Source organism: Amycolatopsis orientalis, from assembly GCF_000943515.2.
Taxonomy (GTDB): domain Bacteria; phylum Actinomycetota; class Actinomycetes; order Mycobacteriales; family Pseudonocardiaceae; genus Amycolatopsis; species Amycolatopsis orientalis.
In genome coordinates, this window is the sequence record NZ_CP016174.1 from 4,720,424 (window position 1) to 4,735,371 (window position 14,948).

General features: G+C 67.9%; 14 protein-coding genes. 7 read left to right on the plus strand and 7 right to left on the minus strand.

Features of this window, described 5'->3' with window-relative positions:
* Positions 1–21: 21 nt before the first annotated feature.
* Positions 22–519 (minus strand): hypothetical protein, encoded by a 498-nt coding sequence (locus SD37_RS20695; RefSeq protein WP_236725438.1) that lies wholly within the window; start codon positions 517–519, stop codon positions 22–24.
* 352 nt (positions 520–871) lie between these two features.
* Between SD37_RS20695 and SD37_RS20700 the strand changes: the two genes are divergently transcribed.
* Positions 872–1,123, plus strand: coding sequence for a hypothetical protein (locus SD37_RS20700; RefSeq protein ID WP_044856542.1), 252 nt, complete (start codon positions 872–874; stop codon positions 1,121–1,123).
* Between the two features lies 1 nt (position 1,124).
* Here the strand turns inward: SD37_RS20700 and SD37_RS20705 are convergent, their stop codons facing one another.
* A complete protein-coding gene (locus SD37_RS20705; RefSeq protein ID WP_044856543.1) occupies positions 1,125–2,576 on the minus strand; it encodes an aldehyde dehydrogenase in 1,452 nt (483 codons plus the stop codon).
* 78 nt (positions 2,577–2,654) lie between these two features.
* Between SD37_RS20705 and SD37_RS20710 the strand changes: the two genes are divergently transcribed.
* From SD37_RS20710 to ligA, 3 genes are all read left to right on the plus strand, one after another.
* Complete coding sequence (locus tag SD37_RS20710; protein WP_044856544.1) at positions 2,655–3,191, plus strand: TetR/AcrR family transcriptional regulator; 537 nt, start codon at positions 2,655–2,657, stop codon at positions 3,189–3,191.
* A gap of 402 nt (positions 3,192–3,593) precedes the next feature.
* The gene (locus tag SD37_RS20715) at positions 3,594–4,691 is read left to right on the plus strand and encodes a calcium:cation antiporter (RefSeq protein ID WP_044856545.1); all 1,098 of its coding nucleotides are present in this window, start codon (positions 3,594–3,596) and stop codon (positions 4,689–4,691) included.
* Between the two features lie 54 nt (positions 4,692–4,745).
* The gene (gene ligA, locus SD37_RS20720) at positions 4,746–6,737 is read left to right on the plus strand and encodes an NAD-dependent DNA ligase LigA (protein WP_044856546.1); all 1,992 of its coding nucleotides are present in this window, start codon (positions 4,746–4,748) and stop codon (positions 6,735–6,737) included.
* On the opposite strand, the gene SD37_RS20725 is transcribed toward ligA, so the two are convergent.
* From SD37_RS20725 to SD37_RS20740, 4 genes are read right to left on the minus strand one after another with little or no spacing between them, the layout of a single operon-like run.
* Positions 6,734–7,873 carry a family 2 encapsulin nanocompartment cargo protein terpene cyclase gene (locus SD37_RS20725; RefSeq protein ID WP_044856547.1) on the minus strand — a complete coding sequence of 380 codons (1,140 nt, stop codon included), beginning with the start codon at positions 7,871–7,873 and terminating at the stop codon, positions 6,734–6,736. The genes ligA and SD37_RS20725 overlap by 4 nt on opposite strands.
* Positions 7,874–7,902: 29 nt before the next feature.
* Complete coding sequence (locus SD37_RS20730; RefSeq protein ID WP_044856548.1) at positions 7,903–8,766, minus strand: geranyl diphosphate 2-C-methyltransferase; 864 nt, start codon at positions 8,764–8,766, stop codon at positions 7,903–7,905.
* Positions 8,767–8,819: 53 nt separating this feature from the next.
* On the minus strand, positions 8,820–10,208 hold the full coding sequence (locus tag SD37_RS20735) for a family 2B encapsulin nanocompartment shell protein (RefSeq protein WP_044856549.1): 1,389 nt from the start codon (positions 10,206–10,208) through the stop codon (positions 8,820–8,822).
* Positions 10,205–11,626, minus strand: coding sequence for a family 2B encapsulin nanocompartment shell protein (locus tag SD37_RS20740; protein ID WP_044856550.1), 1,422 nt, complete (start codon positions 11,624–11,626; stop codon positions 10,205–10,207). Before SD37_RS20740 ends, SD37_RS20735 begins: the two co-directional genes overlap by 4 nt.
* A gap of 496 nt (positions 11,627–12,122) precedes the next feature.
* Here SD37_RS20740 and cmtR point away from each other — a divergent pair, with 496 nt between their 5' ends.
* Genes cmtR through SD37_RS20755 form a run of 3 tightly spaced genes read left to right on the plus strand, consistent with a single transcriptional unit; the run spans position 12,123 to position 13,751 of the window.
* Positions 12,123–12,464 (plus strand): Cd(II)/Pb(II)-sensing metalloregulatory transcriptional regulator CmtR, encoded by a 342-nt coding sequence (gene cmtR / locus SD37_RS20745; RefSeq protein ID WP_037312067.1) that lies wholly within the window; start codon positions 12,123–12,125, stop codon positions 12,462–12,464.
* On the plus strand, positions 12,461–13,129 hold the full coding sequence (locus tag SD37_RS20750; RefSeq protein ID WP_044856551.1) for a cation efflux transmembrane domain-containing protein: 669 nt from the start codon (positions 12,461–12,463) through the stop codon (positions 13,127–13,129). Before cmtR ends, SD37_RS20750 begins: the two co-directional genes overlap by 4 nt.
* A 10-nt stretch (positions 13,130–13,139) precedes the next feature.
* Positions 13,140–13,751 carry a class I SAM-dependent methyltransferase gene (locus tag SD37_RS20755; RefSeq protein WP_044856552.1) on the plus strand — a complete coding sequence of 204 codons (612 nt, stop codon included), beginning with the start codon at positions 13,140–13,142 and terminating at the stop codon, positions 13,749–13,751.
* Between the two features lie 153 nt (positions 13,752–13,904).
* On the opposite strand, the gene SD37_RS20760 is transcribed toward SD37_RS20755, so the two are convergent.
* Positions 13,905–14,921 (minus strand): endo-1,4-beta-xylanase, encoded by a 1,017-nt coding sequence (locus tag SD37_RS20760; protein ID WP_044856553.1) that lies wholly within the window; start codon positions 14,919–14,921, stop codon positions 13,905–13,907.
* Positions 14,922–14,948 lie beyond the last annotated feature (27 nt).

The following is a 14,948-nucleotide window of genomic DNA, read 5'->3' on the forward strand; positions in this document are numbered from 1 at the left end:
CGAGACCGGGAGGCCGGTCGCTCAGGTGAGCAGCAGCGGTCCCTCGTACCGCAGCACATCGCCCTCGCCGTACACCCGGACCGTCAGTTCCGGCGGCTCCCAGGGAGCGAACACCTCGTCGACGGTCTGGGGCGCCGGACCCAGGTCCACATCCACGGCGAAGGTGTGCGCCACGATGTCGGCCGGGACGACGACACCGTCCGCGTCGGCCACCTCCAGCCGGCTCACCCCGGCGTCGACCGCCCCGAGCACACCCGGCCGCGAACTCCACACCGCGAACCCTCGCTCGCTGGTGTCGCTCCCGTATCCGCCGCTCATGATGTTGAACAGCGTGCGCTCCCCCGCCCGGAAAACGCACTCCGCCTCGGGACCCGAGTCCTTGTAGGCCAGCAACCGTCCGTTCGCGGCGGTCGTCCCGAGCAGCGCTCCGGCATGCCACCCGGCGTGGGACACCGCCTCCGCCGAACCGTCGGCCTCCGCCGACCGGTACAGCTCGGCCAACTCCGTCAATTCCGCCACCCACTGCGCGGTTTCTTCATCCCTTGATGGGGCCACTACGCGTGTACTCTCCTCTCCCACTGTCCACAATGGTCACTACCGAGGTTGACACACGCCGAAGTCGATCACATCGGGGTTTCCCCGGAGATCGCTCAGGGTCGCTGCACGATTCCGTGCAACCGACCTCTGGCCACCACGCCGTCACGCTACCGCTCCGGGCGAACACGGAACGTGGACATCGAACCCTCCTGACACCGGCCGATTGCGCCGACCAGAGCAATCTCGCGGGTTTCCCGTCATGGGGTCCGCCATGGCACGTCGGAGTGGCGCCGGGGCAAACCCGGCGACACTCCGACGCAGAGGGGTCAGGCTGATGACCGCGCAGGGCACGATCACGGACGAGATCGGCGAAATCGGCGTCTGGCTGATGGGCGAGTTCGGCGGCCGCGTGCCCGCGGCGTTGATCAGCCGGGTGCTCAACGCGAGCAGGCGTGACCTCGAGGGGCGTATCGACCCCGAGGAGCTGGGCGAAATGTTCCACACCCTCTGCCGTTTCCGGCTTCAGCGGATCGTGGCCGCGGATCAGCGGATCACGGTCCGGATCCCCGGCGCCCGCGTCTCGTGAGTCACCGCACCGGCACGGTCACGGTCTTGAGCTCGACGTACTGAGCGAGCCCGGCGGCACCGTATTCCCGGCCGACGCCGCTGGCCTTGAACCCCCCGAACGGGCCGTCGAAGCCGATCGGTGCCCCGTTGACGGTGACCGTTCCGGTCCGCATCCGCCGGGCGACGGCGAGAGCGTGCTCTTCGTCGGCAGACCAGACACCGCCGGAGAGGCCGTATTCCGAGTCGTTGGCGATGCGGACGGCGTCGTCCTCGTCGTCGTACGGCAGGACGACCAGCACCGGCCCGAAGATCTCCTCCTGGGCGATCCGCATCGTGCTCTCGACGTCGGCGAACAAGGTCGGGGTGACGTAGTTGCCCTTGTCCAGGCCGACCGGGACTTCGGGACCACCGGTGACCAGCCGCGCGCCTTCGGCGATGCCGATCTCGATGTAGTCGCGCACCCGCTGCTGCTGGCCGGGCCGGACCATCGGGCCGATGAAGGTCTTCTCGTCGGCCGGGTCTCCGACGACCAGGGACTCCATCATCTCCTTGAGCGCGGCGACGACCTCGGCGTACCGGCCGCGCGGCGCGAGGATCCGCGTCTGCGCGATGCACGCCTCGCCGTTGTTGAGCAGCGACCCGAACTTCAGCCCGGCGATCACGTCGTCGAGGACGGCGTCCGGCAGGATCACGGCCGCGGATTTGCCGCCCAGTTCCAGGCTGACCCGCTTGAGTCGCTCGCCGGCCAGCGACGCGATCCGGCGGCCCGCCGCGGTCGAACCGGTGAACGCGATCTTGTCGACGCCGGGGTGTTTCACCAGGTATTCGCTGGTCTCCCGATCGGCGGGCAGCACGCTGATCACCCCGGACGGCAGCCCGGCCTCCGCCAGCAGGTCCGCGAGCAGGCTCATGCTGAGCGAGTTCTCCGGCGAAACCTTGAGAACGACCGTGTTCCCCGCGAGCAGGGCCGGGACGATCTTGGCCATCGACGCCGAGAACGGTGAATTCCACGGGATGATCGCGGCGACCACCCCGATCGGCTCCCGGCGCACGATCGAGCGGAACGGCGCGGAGGGGTCCGACGGCGTGAGCGTCTCCTCCCACCCGAGTTCTTCGGCCGCCTTCAGATACGAGACGGCCAAGCGGCCCACCCCGGGCTGACCCGCCCGTGTGAACCAGAGCGCGGAGCCGTTCTCGGCCGAGATCAGCTCGGCGATCTCGTCTGCGCGGGCCTCCCTCAGCGCGTTCAGGCGCCTGAGAACCGCTATCCGTTCCTTCGGCGAGGTCTTCGGCCACGGTCCTTCGTCGAAGGCGGCCCTGGCCGCGGCGACGGCGCGGTCGACATCAGCGGGAAGGGCCTGGACGACGCGCCCCAGAACCGACTGGTCGTGCGGGGACACGATGTCCAATCGCGCCGGGTCGCTCGGCGTCGTCCACTCGCCTCCGATGAAGAGCTTGTCCTTCGTGATCACCGTTCCGCCTCCTTAACTGTCACATCAATGTAGCACTTACGGCAGTTAACGACACAGTCGTGTGATACATTCCCGACGATGAGAGCTGATGCGGCGCGGAATCTCGAAGCTGTCCTGACCACGGGCGCGGCGATGCTGGCGCGCGACCCGGCGACCAGCATCAGCGCGATCGCCGCCGAAGCCGGCGTCGACCGGCGAACCGTCTACCGGCGTTTCGCCTCCCGCGAAGACCTCCTGACGGCCATCTACGACTCGCGGCTGACCGCGGTCGAAGAGGTCGTCCGCGCCGCCCGGCTCACCGAATCCGCGGTTCCCGTGGCGCTGCACCGCTACGCCGAAGGCATCATCGAGGTCAACCGCACCTGGCCCGTCGAACTGACCAGGATGCGCACCGAACCGTCCATTCAGGACCGTCGTGCGCGGCTTACCGCCGAGGTGGACGCCTTTCTTCGGCGGGCCACCGACGAAGAATTCCTCCGTGCGGACGTCCCGGACGGCTGGGCGAGCCGTCTGCTGATCCAGCTCCTGCATCTCGCCTCACGGGAGGACCTGCCCGCCCCGCGCGCCGCCGACCTGCTCGTCAGCACCTTCCTGGACGGAGTCGGCGTCCGCTAGGCCGTTGCCGCCTCGTGAGTGGTAATAACGGTTCTAAGCCAAGGGTTTTCAGGTACCTATCGGGGGCTGTTGGCGGCTGTCCGTGAAGGACTCCTTGAGGGACCCAGAGTCCCTCAAAGTTCCCCCCACCCTGCTCGGACCATCACCACCAGGCTCAACGGCACCACCAGTCACAGCGGTAGCGCGTGAAGGCCCCCTTCCCTCGGCTCAGCCGAGGAAACTCGACCTTCACACCTTCCGCGAGCAAAGCCGCAGGCTACGAGTAGGTACCTAAGCGAGAGTTCGTTAGAACCGTCATTACCACTCACGAGACTGGACCGGCTCGGGATCCGCGGCTAGAACTTCGTCACCCATGCGCTTCGCGGAGCGGCGAGGTCACGCACGGTATGCGAAGGTGACCTCATGGCCGCCACCACCGGACGATTCCCCGTCTCCTGGACCACCGCCACGCCGATCCTCGCCATAGTGGTGCTGGCGCTGAGCTGGGGCCGTGACCTGGGGCCGGTCCCGGTGGCCGTCGTCGCGCTCGCCCTCGGCGCCACGGTGCTGGCCGCGGTGCATCACGCCGAAGTGGTCGCGCACCGGGTCGGGGAGCCCTTCGGCTCATTGGTGCTGGCCATCGCGGTCACCGTCATCGAGGTCGCGCTGATCGTCACGATGATGTCCTCCGGCGGACCCGAGGCCGGAACGCTGGCCCGCGACACGGTGTTCGCCGCGGTGATGATCACCACGAACGGCATCGTGGGCATCTCGCTCATGGTCGGAGCCCGCCGCTACGGTGAAACGCACTTCAACCCCGAAGGCAGCGGCGGCGCGCTCGCCACGGTCGCCACGCTCGCGTCGGTGACCCTCGTGCTGCCGACGTTCACCTTCAGCACACCCGGCCCCGCCTTCAGCAGCACGCAGCTCACCTTCGCGGCGATCGCGTCGTTGCTTCTCTACGGCCTCTTCGTGCTCACCCAGACCGTGCGCCACCGCGACTTCTTCCTGCCGGTCGACAACGACGGCGCCGTCAAGGAGGAAGAGCACGCCGAGCCACCCACCGACAAGGCGGCGCTGACCAGCCTCGGACTGCTCCTCGTCGCGCTGGTCGCCGTGGTCGGCCTGGCGAAGGTCGAATCACCCGCGATCGAAGCGGGGGTCCGCGCGGCGGGCTTCCCGCAGTCGTTCGTCGGTGTCGTGATCGCGCTGCTGGTGCTGCTGCCCGAAACCCTGGCCGCGACGCGGGCCGCGCGGCGCGACCGGATGCAGACCAGCCTCAACCTCGCCTACGGTTCGGCGATCGCGAGTATCGGGCTCACCATCCCGACCATCGCGCTGGCGTCGATCTGGCTGGACGGGCCCCTGCTGCTGGGCCTGGGCGCGACCCACATCGTGCTGCTCGCGCTGACGATCGCGGTCAGCGTGCTCACCGTGGTCCCCGGCCGCGCGACCCGGCTGCAGGGCGGCGTGCACCTGGTGCTGCTGGCCTCGTTCCTGGTGCTCGCCGTCAACCCGTGACACGAGTCCTCTTCGGACAATGTTCTGTCGGTGGTCACGGGTAATCTCTGCCTCGTGAACGCTCGGGACCGCATCCAGGAACTCGCCGATCAGATCGTCGTCCTTCGCGACGCCTACTACCGGGGCTCGCCGAAGGTGGCCGACGCCGACTACGACGCGATCGAAGACGAGCTGCGTGGGCTCATCGAGGCCAACCCCGAGCTGACCCCGGATCCGAATCCGCTCGACCAGGTCGGCGCGCCCGCCGTGCTGCACGCGCCCATCCGGCACTCGCGTCCGATGCTGTCGCTGGAGAAGGCGACCAAACCCGAGCAGGTCGCGGCGTTCTTCGCCCGCTTCCCCGGCCAGTCCGTGGTGGTCATGCCGAAGCTGGACGGGCTGTCGCTGGCGCTGGTCTACGAGAACGGGCGGCTCGCGCGGGCGGTGACCCGCGGCGACGGGACCACCGGTGACGACGTGACCATGCTGGTGCGGGCGCTGACCGACGGCGTCCCGGAGCAGGTCGAGGCACCGGGGCGGGTCGAGGTGCGGGGCGAGGCGGTCATGCTGCGCTCCACCTTCGCCGCCTACAACAAGGTGCATCCCGACAAACCGCTGATCAATCCGCGCAACGCCGCCGCGGGCACCCTGCGCGCCAAGGATCCGGCCACCGTCGCCGAACGACGGCTGCGGTTCTTCGCCTTCGACCTGACCACCGAACCCGACAGCGCGGAAACCGACCTCGACGGCGCCCTGCGGACGCTCGGGTTCACCGCCGCCGACATGCGCCACTGCGAGGACGCCGAAGCCGCGCAAGCCGTCATCACGACCATCGAGCAGCAACGCAACGAACTCGATTACGACCTCGACGGCGCCGTTCTGCGCCTCGCGGATCGCGATGCCTACGCCGCCGCCGGGACCAGGTCGAGCTCACCCCGCGGCGCGCTGGCGTTCAAGTTCGCCGCCGAGGAGAAGACCACCTTGCTCGTCGACGTGGTCTGGGACGTCGGCAAGACCGGCAAGATCGCCCCCGTCGCGTGGCTGGAGCCGGTGTTCGTCGGCGGCACCACCGTCACCCGCGCGACACTGGCCAACCAGGAGGTCATCCGCGCCCGCGGGATCAAGATCGGCGACACCGTGCTGGTGCGCCGCGCCGGTGACGTCATCCCGTTCGTCGCGGGTGTCCTGGACGCCGCCAAGCGCACCGGCGAGGAACGCGAGATCGTGCCGCCGTCGGTGTGCCCGTCCTGCGAAGAGCCGTTGACCGAACAGGGCAACAGCCGGGAACTGTTCTGCACCAACGTCGCCTGCCCCGCCCAGACGGTGCGGCGGCTCATCCACTGGGCTTCGCGGGCCGCGGCGGACATCGACGCGATCGGCGGGGTCTGGATCGAGCGGCTCGCCGAGGCCGGGATCCTCGAACACCCGTCGGACTTCTACCGGCTCACGAAAGAGAAGCTGCTGGAGTTCGACCGCATCGGTGAAGTCTCCGCCACCCGCATGATCGAGTCGATCGACGCGAGCCGTGCCGTCGGCCTGCGCCGGGCGCTGATCGGGCTGGCGATCCCGATGGCGTCCGAAGGTACGGCGGCCCGGCTGTGCCGCGCGGGTTTCGGTTCGCTCGAAGCGGTCGCCGAGGCGGGCGAAGAAGGACTGGTGGCCGTCGAGGACATCGGCCCCAAGGTGGCCGCCTCGCTGATCGAGCACCTCACCCGGCTCAAACCCGAACTCGAGCGGCTGCGGGAGGTCGGGGTTTCGCTGGACGTGCGCGAGGAGGACCTTCCGCCGGTCGTCGTGGCCGGCGCGCCGTTGGAGGGCAAGACGGTCGTGGTCACCGGCTCGATCAGCGATCCCCGTTCCGGGGAGAAGGTGCCGCGCCCGACCTTCCAGCGGTTGTGCGAGAAGGCGGGCGCGACCACTGCGTCGTCGGTTTCGGCGAACACGGACATGCTCATCACCGGTGCCGATGTCGGCGCGAGCAAGCTCACCAAGGCCGAGAAGCTCGAAGTCGAGGTCGTGGACCAGGGCGTGATCTGGCAGCAGCTGATCGAGGCAGGCGTCGTCTAAACGCCGGGTTTCGTGCGGTAGCGCGGACTCGTCGAGTGCCATTCGAACCCGCCACCCATCCAACCCCGCAAGCCACGCAGGAACCGTTGCAGTTCGGGGGAAGGCACCCCACTCAACTTCTCGTGCGCGGCCTGGAAGTCCCGGACGACGTCGTTGTGCAGTTCGACGGTGATCGCCGTGGCCTCCTCGATCGAGCACTTCCGGTCGTCGGCGATGAGCAGGACAGCGTTGCAGGGCGGCGACTCGTCCTCCAGATCCTTGGTGACCGAGTGCACGTCGTTGACGAGCACGGACGCGGTGCCCGCCTGGATCGCCGCCTCACGCACCCGCGGGTCGTAATAGAGGTTCGACGTCAGTTCGTAGCCGCCGAGGACGTCGATCAAGGTCATCGACGTGTAGAAACTGTCGTGCTGCCGGGCCGCGAGGTACTCCCACGCCGGCGGGTATTTCCCGCTGTGGCGCCATGCCGCGTAGGCCGTCCAGCTCACGAACATCGCGAAGGTCGAATAGCAGACACGCTGAACTTGCGCGGCCGTCCCGGCCCGCCGCAGGAAGTCCGTCCCCGAGTTCAGCGCCACCAGAACCCGGTCGTTCCGCAGTGTTTCGTCGAGATCGCGGCTGAATTCACCCAGCGACGGCACCGGATCCATGGCGGCCATCGCCAGCGCGAGCTTCGGCGGCAGCTCCGCCGGAACAGCGCCGAGCGAGGTGTCGTCGGCGTAGAGATCGTCGGCCGCCCACCAGGCGGCGTTGAGCCGCGCGGAGATCAGCAGCCTGTCGGGATCCTCGCAGTCGGGGTGGGCGAGCATGACCAGCCTGCCGAAACCCGCCTTCCCGATCTGCTCGCACTCCTCCTCGCCGAAACCGCATTCGGATGCCCACAGCACCAGGCGCCTGTCGACCTCCTCCGCGAGCGGATCGTTGATCCGTTCGGTGACCGGGCAGTACAACGGCGGCGCCGACCCGTCACCCCACGGGCGATACGCGTATCCGGGATCGAGCCCGGCCTCGGGCCCCGGCGGCGGTGTCTCCACCGCCGCCGGGGTACGTGCGAGGCGGGCCGCCAGACGCGCGGCGGACGTCCCCAGCCCGCTCGGCCCGGCCAGCAGGGTGGCCAGAGCGCCTTGTTCCGTCATCGCAGTCACTCCGATGGTCTAGGCAGGGATCAGATCCGGTCCGCGGCGATGAGCAGGTAGTGGAAGCTGCCTTCGCGGTAGGCGTCGAGGAACGGCCCCTCGATCCCGGTGGCCACCGAGGACTTCTCGCGCAGCTCCCAGTACGGGATCGTGTCCGCCGTCAGGTCCACCACCGAGATAGGCACCAGACCGTTCGCCGTCATCGCCTTGAAGTACTCACTGCGCGGATGGATGTTGCAGGTGTAATGCTGGTCGATCTGCGCGACGGCCTTGGACCGCCCGCCGGTCACGTCGTTGTAGCACCCGGTGATGGTGACGTAGCGACCGCCGAACTCCAGCTGCCGCGCGTGTTCGGCGAACAGCTCGTGGAGATCGACGTACATGGTGCTCTCGTTGTTCCAGATCGCCTTGCGCGAGCCGGTTTCGAAGCCGGTGTCGAGCATGTTGCGGAAGTGGTAGCGCACCCGGTCGGAGACCCCGCGGAGGTCCGCCTGGTGATTGGCGAACTCGACCTGCTTCTCCGAGATCGAGATCCCGTCGACGTGGCAGCCGAAGCGCGCGTTCGCCATGATGCTGGACCCGCCGCGCCCGCAGCCGGCGTCGAGGAGGTGGTCGTCCGGTTTGACGTCGCCGAGGTGATCGAGCAGGACGTCCGCCTGCGCGGTCTCCAGGCGGTGCATCTCGGCGATGATCCGCTCGTCGCGGGTCTCCTCCGGCCCTTCCAGCACCGACCAATCGACCTCGCCGATCCCGTAGTGGTGGTGGTAGAGCCCGTCCACGTCGCCCAGCCGCAGGTTGACCGGGTCCTTCTCCTTGTTCCAGTACGAGGCCACCGACTTCTGGTACTCGGTGCGCAGCACCTTGGCGGGAGCGGGGGTACGGGCGATGGTCACGTGGGTGTTCCTCTCTGAAGCGTTGATGTTCGGTGTCGTTGCGGATCGAGGGGTCAACGCGCGATCTCGACGTTCTCGAGGACGCCGAGCGCGTCCGGCACCAGGACGGCGGCCGAGTAGTAGGTACTGACCAGGTAGGAGGCCACGGCCTGTTCGGAGATGCCGTCGAACCGCACGTTCAGCCCCGGCTCGTACTCGTCGGGCAGGCCGGTCTGATGCAGCCCGATCACGCCGTTGTCCTCCAGGCCGGTCCGCATGGCGAGGATCGACGTCGTACCCGCTTCGGTGACCGGGATCTTGTCGCAGGGCAGCAGCGGCACCCCGCGCCACGCGGCGACGACCTTGCCGTCGACCGTGGTGCCCTCGGGGTACAGGCCGCGGCGCGTGCACTCCCGGCCGAACGCGGCGATCGCGCGCGGATGGGCGAGGAAGAACTTCGTCTTGCGGCGGCGGCTGACGAGTTCGTCCATGTCGTCGGGTGTCGGCGGACCGGACCGGGTCTGGAACCGCGATTTGAGGTCGGCGTTGTGCAGCAGCCCGAACTCGCGGTTGTTGATCAGGTCGTACTCCTGCCGTTCCCTCAGCGCCGCCACGGTCAGCCGGAGTTGCTCGTCGAACTGATCCATCGGCCCGTTGTAGAGATCGGTCACCCGCGTGTGCACCCGCAGCGCCGTCTGGGCCACGGCCAGGTCGTACTCGCGCGGCGAGGTCTCGTAGTCGACGAACGTGCCCGGCAGCGGCGGCTCGCCGTCGTGCCCGGACGACATCCCGATCTCAGCTTCCCCCTTGGCGTTCTGGGGTTGGGTACCGCGCGCCAGCATGCCCTGCACATGACTGCGCATCGCCTCGGAACGGCCGTTGAGGTCGGCGAAGTCGTCGGCGCGCAAGGTCAGCACGGTCACCGGGGTGACCGCCTTGACGGTGTACGGCCAGTTCCGGTCGATCCCGGCGAGCATCTCCTCGCCGAAATGGTCACCGTCGGCCATGCTGCCGATGGCCGCCTCGCCGCCGTACGCGCCCGGCGCCACCTTGGCGACCTTGCCGTGCGCGATCAGCACGACCTCGTCAAGTGGGGTGCCGTGGCCGACGATCGTCTCGCCGGGCCGGTATTCGTGCTGTACGAACCGGTCGGCGAGCGCGGTGAGGGTGTCCTCGTCGTCGAAACCGCGCAGCAGCGCCAATTCCGCGAGTTCCTGCGGGACGACCCTGACTTCGGTGCCGACGTTCGTGAAGCTGACCCGCCCGTCGCCGATGGCGTAGGTCAGGCGCCGGTTGACCCGGAAGGTGCCACCGGACGCCTCGACCCAGGGCAGCATCTTGAGCAGCCACCGCGGCGTGATGCTCTGCATCTGCGGCCGGGTCTTGGTGGTCGTCGCCAGGTTCCGCGCGGCGGCGGGGCCGAGACTGAGCCGCCGGTCGGCCTCCGGCGTCGTGGCGGTCATCCTTCGTGGCCGAGTTCGGCGGCTTCGAGTACGGCCAGCGCGTCCGGCACGAGTACCGCGGCGGAGTAGTACGTGCTGACGAGGTAGGAGATGATGGCCTGCTCCGAGATCCCCATGAAGCGGACGTTCAGCCCCGGCTCGTACTCGTCGGGCAGGCCGAGCTGACGCAGGCCGACGACGCCCTGGTTCTTCTCACCGGTGCGCATCAGCAGCACGGAACTGGTGTTGCTCTGGCTGACCGGGATCTTGTTGCACGGCAGGATCGGGATTCCGCGCCAGGACGGCACCTTGTGCCCGCCGAGGTCGGTGCCGGTCGGGTAGATCCCGCGTTTGCTGCACTCGCGGCTGAACGCGGCGATCGTGCGCGGATGCGCGAGGAAGAAGCCGGGTTCCTTCCACACCAAGGAGAGCAGCTCGTCGAAGTCGTCCGGGGTGGGCGGACCGGTGCGGGTCGTGACCCGCTGGGCGAAGTCGGCGTTGTTGAGCAGGCCGAAGTCCGGGTTGTTGATCATTTCGTGCTCTTGCCGCTCACGCAGCGCCTCGATGGTCAGGCGGAGCTGTTGCTCGGTCTGGTCCATCGGCTGGTTGTAGAGGTCGGAGACGCGACTGTGGACCCGCAGCACGGTCTGGGCGACGCTCAGTTCGTATTCACGCGGCGAGGTCTCGTAGTCGACGAACGTACCCGGCAGCAGTGGCTCCCCGTCGTGGCCGGAGGAGATGTCGATCTCGGCCTCGCCGAAGTCGTTGGCGCGCCCGGTGTCCCGCGACGCCTGCTCGATCTGCGCCTGCAGCGATTCGGACTGCTCCAGGATCCGCTCGAAGGCCTGGCGGGTCAGCGTCAGCACGGTGCCGGCGGTGACCGCCTTGGCGGTGAACTCCCAGATGCCGTCGCTGTCGACGAGTGCCTGCGCGCCGAAGTAGTCGCCGTCCTTGACCACGCCCAGCGCGGTCTCGTCGCCGTAAGGACCGGGGCCGGTCTTGGTGATCTTGCCGTGTGCGATGAGGTAGACGCGGTCGGCACGGTGCCCGAATTCGACGAGCACGTCGCCGGCCGCCACTTCCTGCTGCTCGAACCGGCGGGCGAGTTCGGCGAGCACTTCTTCGTCGTCGTAACCCTTGAGGGGTTTCAGCTCCCCCAGCTCCGCCGGGATCACACTCACCTCGGACCCGGTCTTCGAGAAGGTCACCCGTCCGTCGCCGACCGCGTAATTGAGCCGCCGGTTGACCCGGTAGGCGCCACCGTTGACCTGAACCCATTCGAGCATCTTCAACAGCCACCGGGACGAAATGCCCTGCATCTGCGGAACGGATTTGGTCGTGGTCGCCAGATTGCGCGCGGCGGCCCGGCCCAAACTCAGCTGCGGATTTCCCGCCCCCTGGACACCTTCGGCGGAAGTGTCCGATTCGGTCACGGTCACAGCAAGGTCCACCCTTCGATAGTCATGTGAACAAACAAGATCCACAAACCGCGGTGTGCCGGTTATTCCCCGAGGTGACGGCCCCGCTGGATCAACATAGCAAGGTGCTTTGCCTGCACAAGCGCACTTTCGGGTAATGAGAAAAGGCCACCCGAATGCCGAATAGACCATTGTCGCGAAATCTTTTGGAAACGTCACTCGCCCATCGAAATGGCTCACGCACTTGGCCCAGAGATTGTTCTCAGGTGTCATGCGGCACCGCCGCGGAACTCCCGGCGGTGTCAGTCGTGCGGCCGTTTGAGTGGGGCGGACGATCTCTTTCGGGTCACCTCTCGGCGCGTGTCCGGCTGCGACTTGACAGACAGCGACGAAACAGAGGGTCGCGTTCGGACACTCCGTCGGGTCAGTCACCCCGAGGCGGCTCCATCGATCCGGTACACGCCGATCATTGTTCAGCGCTTGCTGACCTATCAGTGCACGCTGTACTGTTCTGGCCGTGCTGACGTGTGAAACCCAGGGTGCCGCGCTCGCCCGGCTGGGCCGTGCCCTCGCCGACCCGAACCGGTGCAAGATCCTGGTCGCGTTGCTCGACGGTGTGAGCTACCCCGGACAACTGGCCGGACAACTGGGGCTGAGCCGCTCCAACGTGTCCAACCACCTCGCGTGCCTGCGCGGCTGCGGACTGGTCGTGGCCACCTACGAAGGACGGCAGGTCCGCTACGCGCTGGCCGACGCGCATCTGGCCCGCGCGCTCCGTGAACTGGTGAAGGTCGTGCTCGCCGTCGACACGGCCGAGCCCTGTGTGGACGACGACGTCAGCCTTCGGGTTCTCCGATGACCGAACGCGCATTGCCTCTCGAAACCAGCGACTGCGCGGACGGCTGCTGCACCCCGGCGTCCACAGTGGACCCGGATCGCCGCACCCTGCTGTCGCGCCGGGTCCGCCTGCTGGTCGCCACGACGATCACCTACAACGTCATCGAGGCGATCGTCGCCATTTCCGCCGGCAGCCTCGCCTCCTCGACCGCGCTGATCGGCTTCGGCCTGGACTCGGTCATCGAAGTCGCCTCCGCCACGGCGGTCGCCTGGCAGTTCTCCGGCAACGAGCCCGAAGCCCGCGAACGCACGGCGCTCAAGGTCATCGCGGTGTCCTTCTTCGCGCTGGCCGCCTATGTCACCGTCGAATCCGTACGCAGTCTGTTCGGCGCCGACGCCGCCGAACATTCGACGGTCGGCATCGTGCTGGCCGCGGTCTCGCTGCTGGTGATGCCGTTCCTGTCCTACGCCCAGCGCCGCGCCGGCCGTGAACTCGGCTCCACGAGCGCCGTCGCGGACTCCAAACAGACCTTGCTCTGCACGTACCTCTCCGGTGTGCTGCTCGTCGGGTTGCTGCTCAACAGCCTCTTCGGCTGGTACTGGGCCGATCCGCTGGTCGCGCTCGTCATCGCCGCTGTCGCCGTCAAGGAGGGCCGCGAGGCCTGGCGCGGAGAGCACTGCTGCTGAAAGGAACGCCATGACCCGGCCCGCGCGGTGGAACCGCTACTGGGACGGCAAATCCCGGAACTACGACCGGGAAATGCGGTTCCTCGACCGGAAGCTGTTCGGCGATTCACGGACATGGGCCTGTGGCCGGGCCGAGGGCGAGGTGCTGGAAGTCGCCGTCGGCACCGGCCTGAACCTGCCGCTCTATCCCGAGGACGTCACCCTCACCGGCATCGACCTCAGTGACGGCATGCTCGCCATCGCCCGCGACCGCGCCGAACGTCTCGGTCATCCGGCGACCCTGCGCCGGGCAGACGCCCATGACCTGCCGTTCGACGCCGGTTCGTTCGACACCGTGGTCTGCACGCTCGGCCTCTGCGCCATCCCCGACGACGGCAAGGCGTTGCGGGAGATGGGCCGGGTCCTCCGGTCCGGCGGACGGCTCATCCTGCTCGACCACATCGCGAGTTCGTCGCGCGCCGTCCGCGGCCTGCAATGGCTCACCGAGAAGGTCACCGTGCCGATGGCGGGCGAGCACTTCCTGCGGCGCCCATCGGAGAAGATCGACGCCCTCGGCCTGACCGTCGAATCGCGGGAGCGGTTCAAACTCGGGCTGGTGGAACGGCTCGTCGCCCGCAAGTGACCGCGTTGTGCCGCGTGAAGGACTCCTTGAGGGACCCAGAGTCCCTCAAGGAGTCCTTCACGGACCGGGCTTGGGATCAAACCGCCGCCCACGTAGATACTCGAGACACGGTCGGCCAGAACCGTCATTACCACTCACGAGCCTTGAGGCACCTCAGGGGTTGATGCGGGTGTAGGCGGGTTTGGGCCGGAGGTTCGTGTCGAACAGGCACGCCGCGCCCTCACCGGGGAACGTGTCCGGCACCCACGAATGGCGGTCGGTGAAGCCCCAGGTCGTGAACTCCACGCACGGCCGCACGGCGTGGCAGCCGTCCCACAGTTGCTTGAAGTAGTTCGCCTGCGTGTCCAGCTTGGCGGGATCGGCGGGCAACGGGATGCGGACGTCGGCCTCGGTGATCGCGACCTCGACGCCCAGCGCGGCGAAGCGGGCTAGGTTCGCCTGATAACCGGCGGGGAAGCCGTACTGAATGGCCAGATGGCCTTGGAAACCGACGCCGTCGATCGGCACGCCCTGCCGTTTCAGCGTCCGGACCAGGTTGTACAGGGCGTCGCTCTTCGCGTTGAGCCCTTCGGTGTTGTAGTCGTTGATGTACAGCTTGGCCGACGGATCCGCCGCACGGGCCCAGCGGAAGGCGTCGGCGACGTAGCCGTCACCGAGTTTCTGCTGGAACACCGACGCGCGGCGGGTGCCGTCGTCGTTGAACATCTCGTTCACCACGTCCCACGCCCGGATCTTGCCCCTGTACCGGCCCATTTCGGTGGCGATGTGCCGCCGCGTCACCGAGCGCAGTTCACCGGCGGGGAGATCGTCCACCCAGTCCGGCAGCTGGCTGTGCCAGACGAGGGTGTGCCCGCGGACGGTCTTTCCGGTCCGCTGGGCGTAGCCGACGATCGCGTCGGCGCCGGACCAGTCGTACCGGCCGCGCTCCGCCTCGACGACACCCCATTTCATCTCGTTCTCCGGGGTGACGTTGTCGAATTCACGGGTGAGCACGGACCGGTAATCGGCTTCATTGGCGAGGTGATTCGCCGCGACCGCGCTGCCGACGTGGCGATTCGTGATGGCCTTCAACGGGACGGCGGCCGAAGCCGGGATCGAGTTCACCACCGAAATACCCGCGACGGCGACCAAAAGCGCGACAGCCCGTCTCGCGGAGATCTTGTTCTTCATGGGGCTCCTTTTCGTTGATCCGACGTA

Coding starts and splice junctions, on each gene's coding strand:
- SD37_RS20755 (WP_044856552.1), top strand. CDS start 13,140: ATGACCCGGCCCGCGCGGTGGAACCGCTACTGGGACGGCAAATCCCGG.
- SD37_RS20735 (WP_044856549.1), bottom strand. CDS start 10,208: ATGACCGCCACGACGCCGGAGGCCGACCGGCGGCTCAGTCTCGGCCCC.
- SD37_RS20710 (WP_044856544.1), top strand. CDS start 2,655: ATGAGAGCTGATGCGGCGCGGAATCTCGAAGCTGTCCTGACCACGGGC.
- SD37_RS20715 (WP_044856545.1), top strand. CDS start 3,594: ATGGCCGCCACCACCGGACGATTCCCCGTCTCCTGGACCACCGCCACG.
- SD37_RS20725 (WP_044856547.1), bottom strand. CDS start 7,873: ATGACGGAACAAGGCGCTCTGGCCACCCTGCTGGCCGGGCCGAGCGGG.
- SD37_RS20760 (WP_044856553.1), bottom strand. CDS start 14,921: ATGAAGAACAAGATCTCCGCGAGACGGGCTGTCGCGCTTTTGGTCGCC.
- SD37_RS20700 (WP_044856542.1), top strand. CDS start 872: ATGACCGCGCAGGGCACGATCACGGACGAGATCGGCGAAATCGGCGTC.
- SD37_RS20750 (WP_044856551.1), top strand. CDS start 12,461: ATGACCGAACGCGCATTGCCTCTCGAAACCAGCGACTGCGCGGACGGC.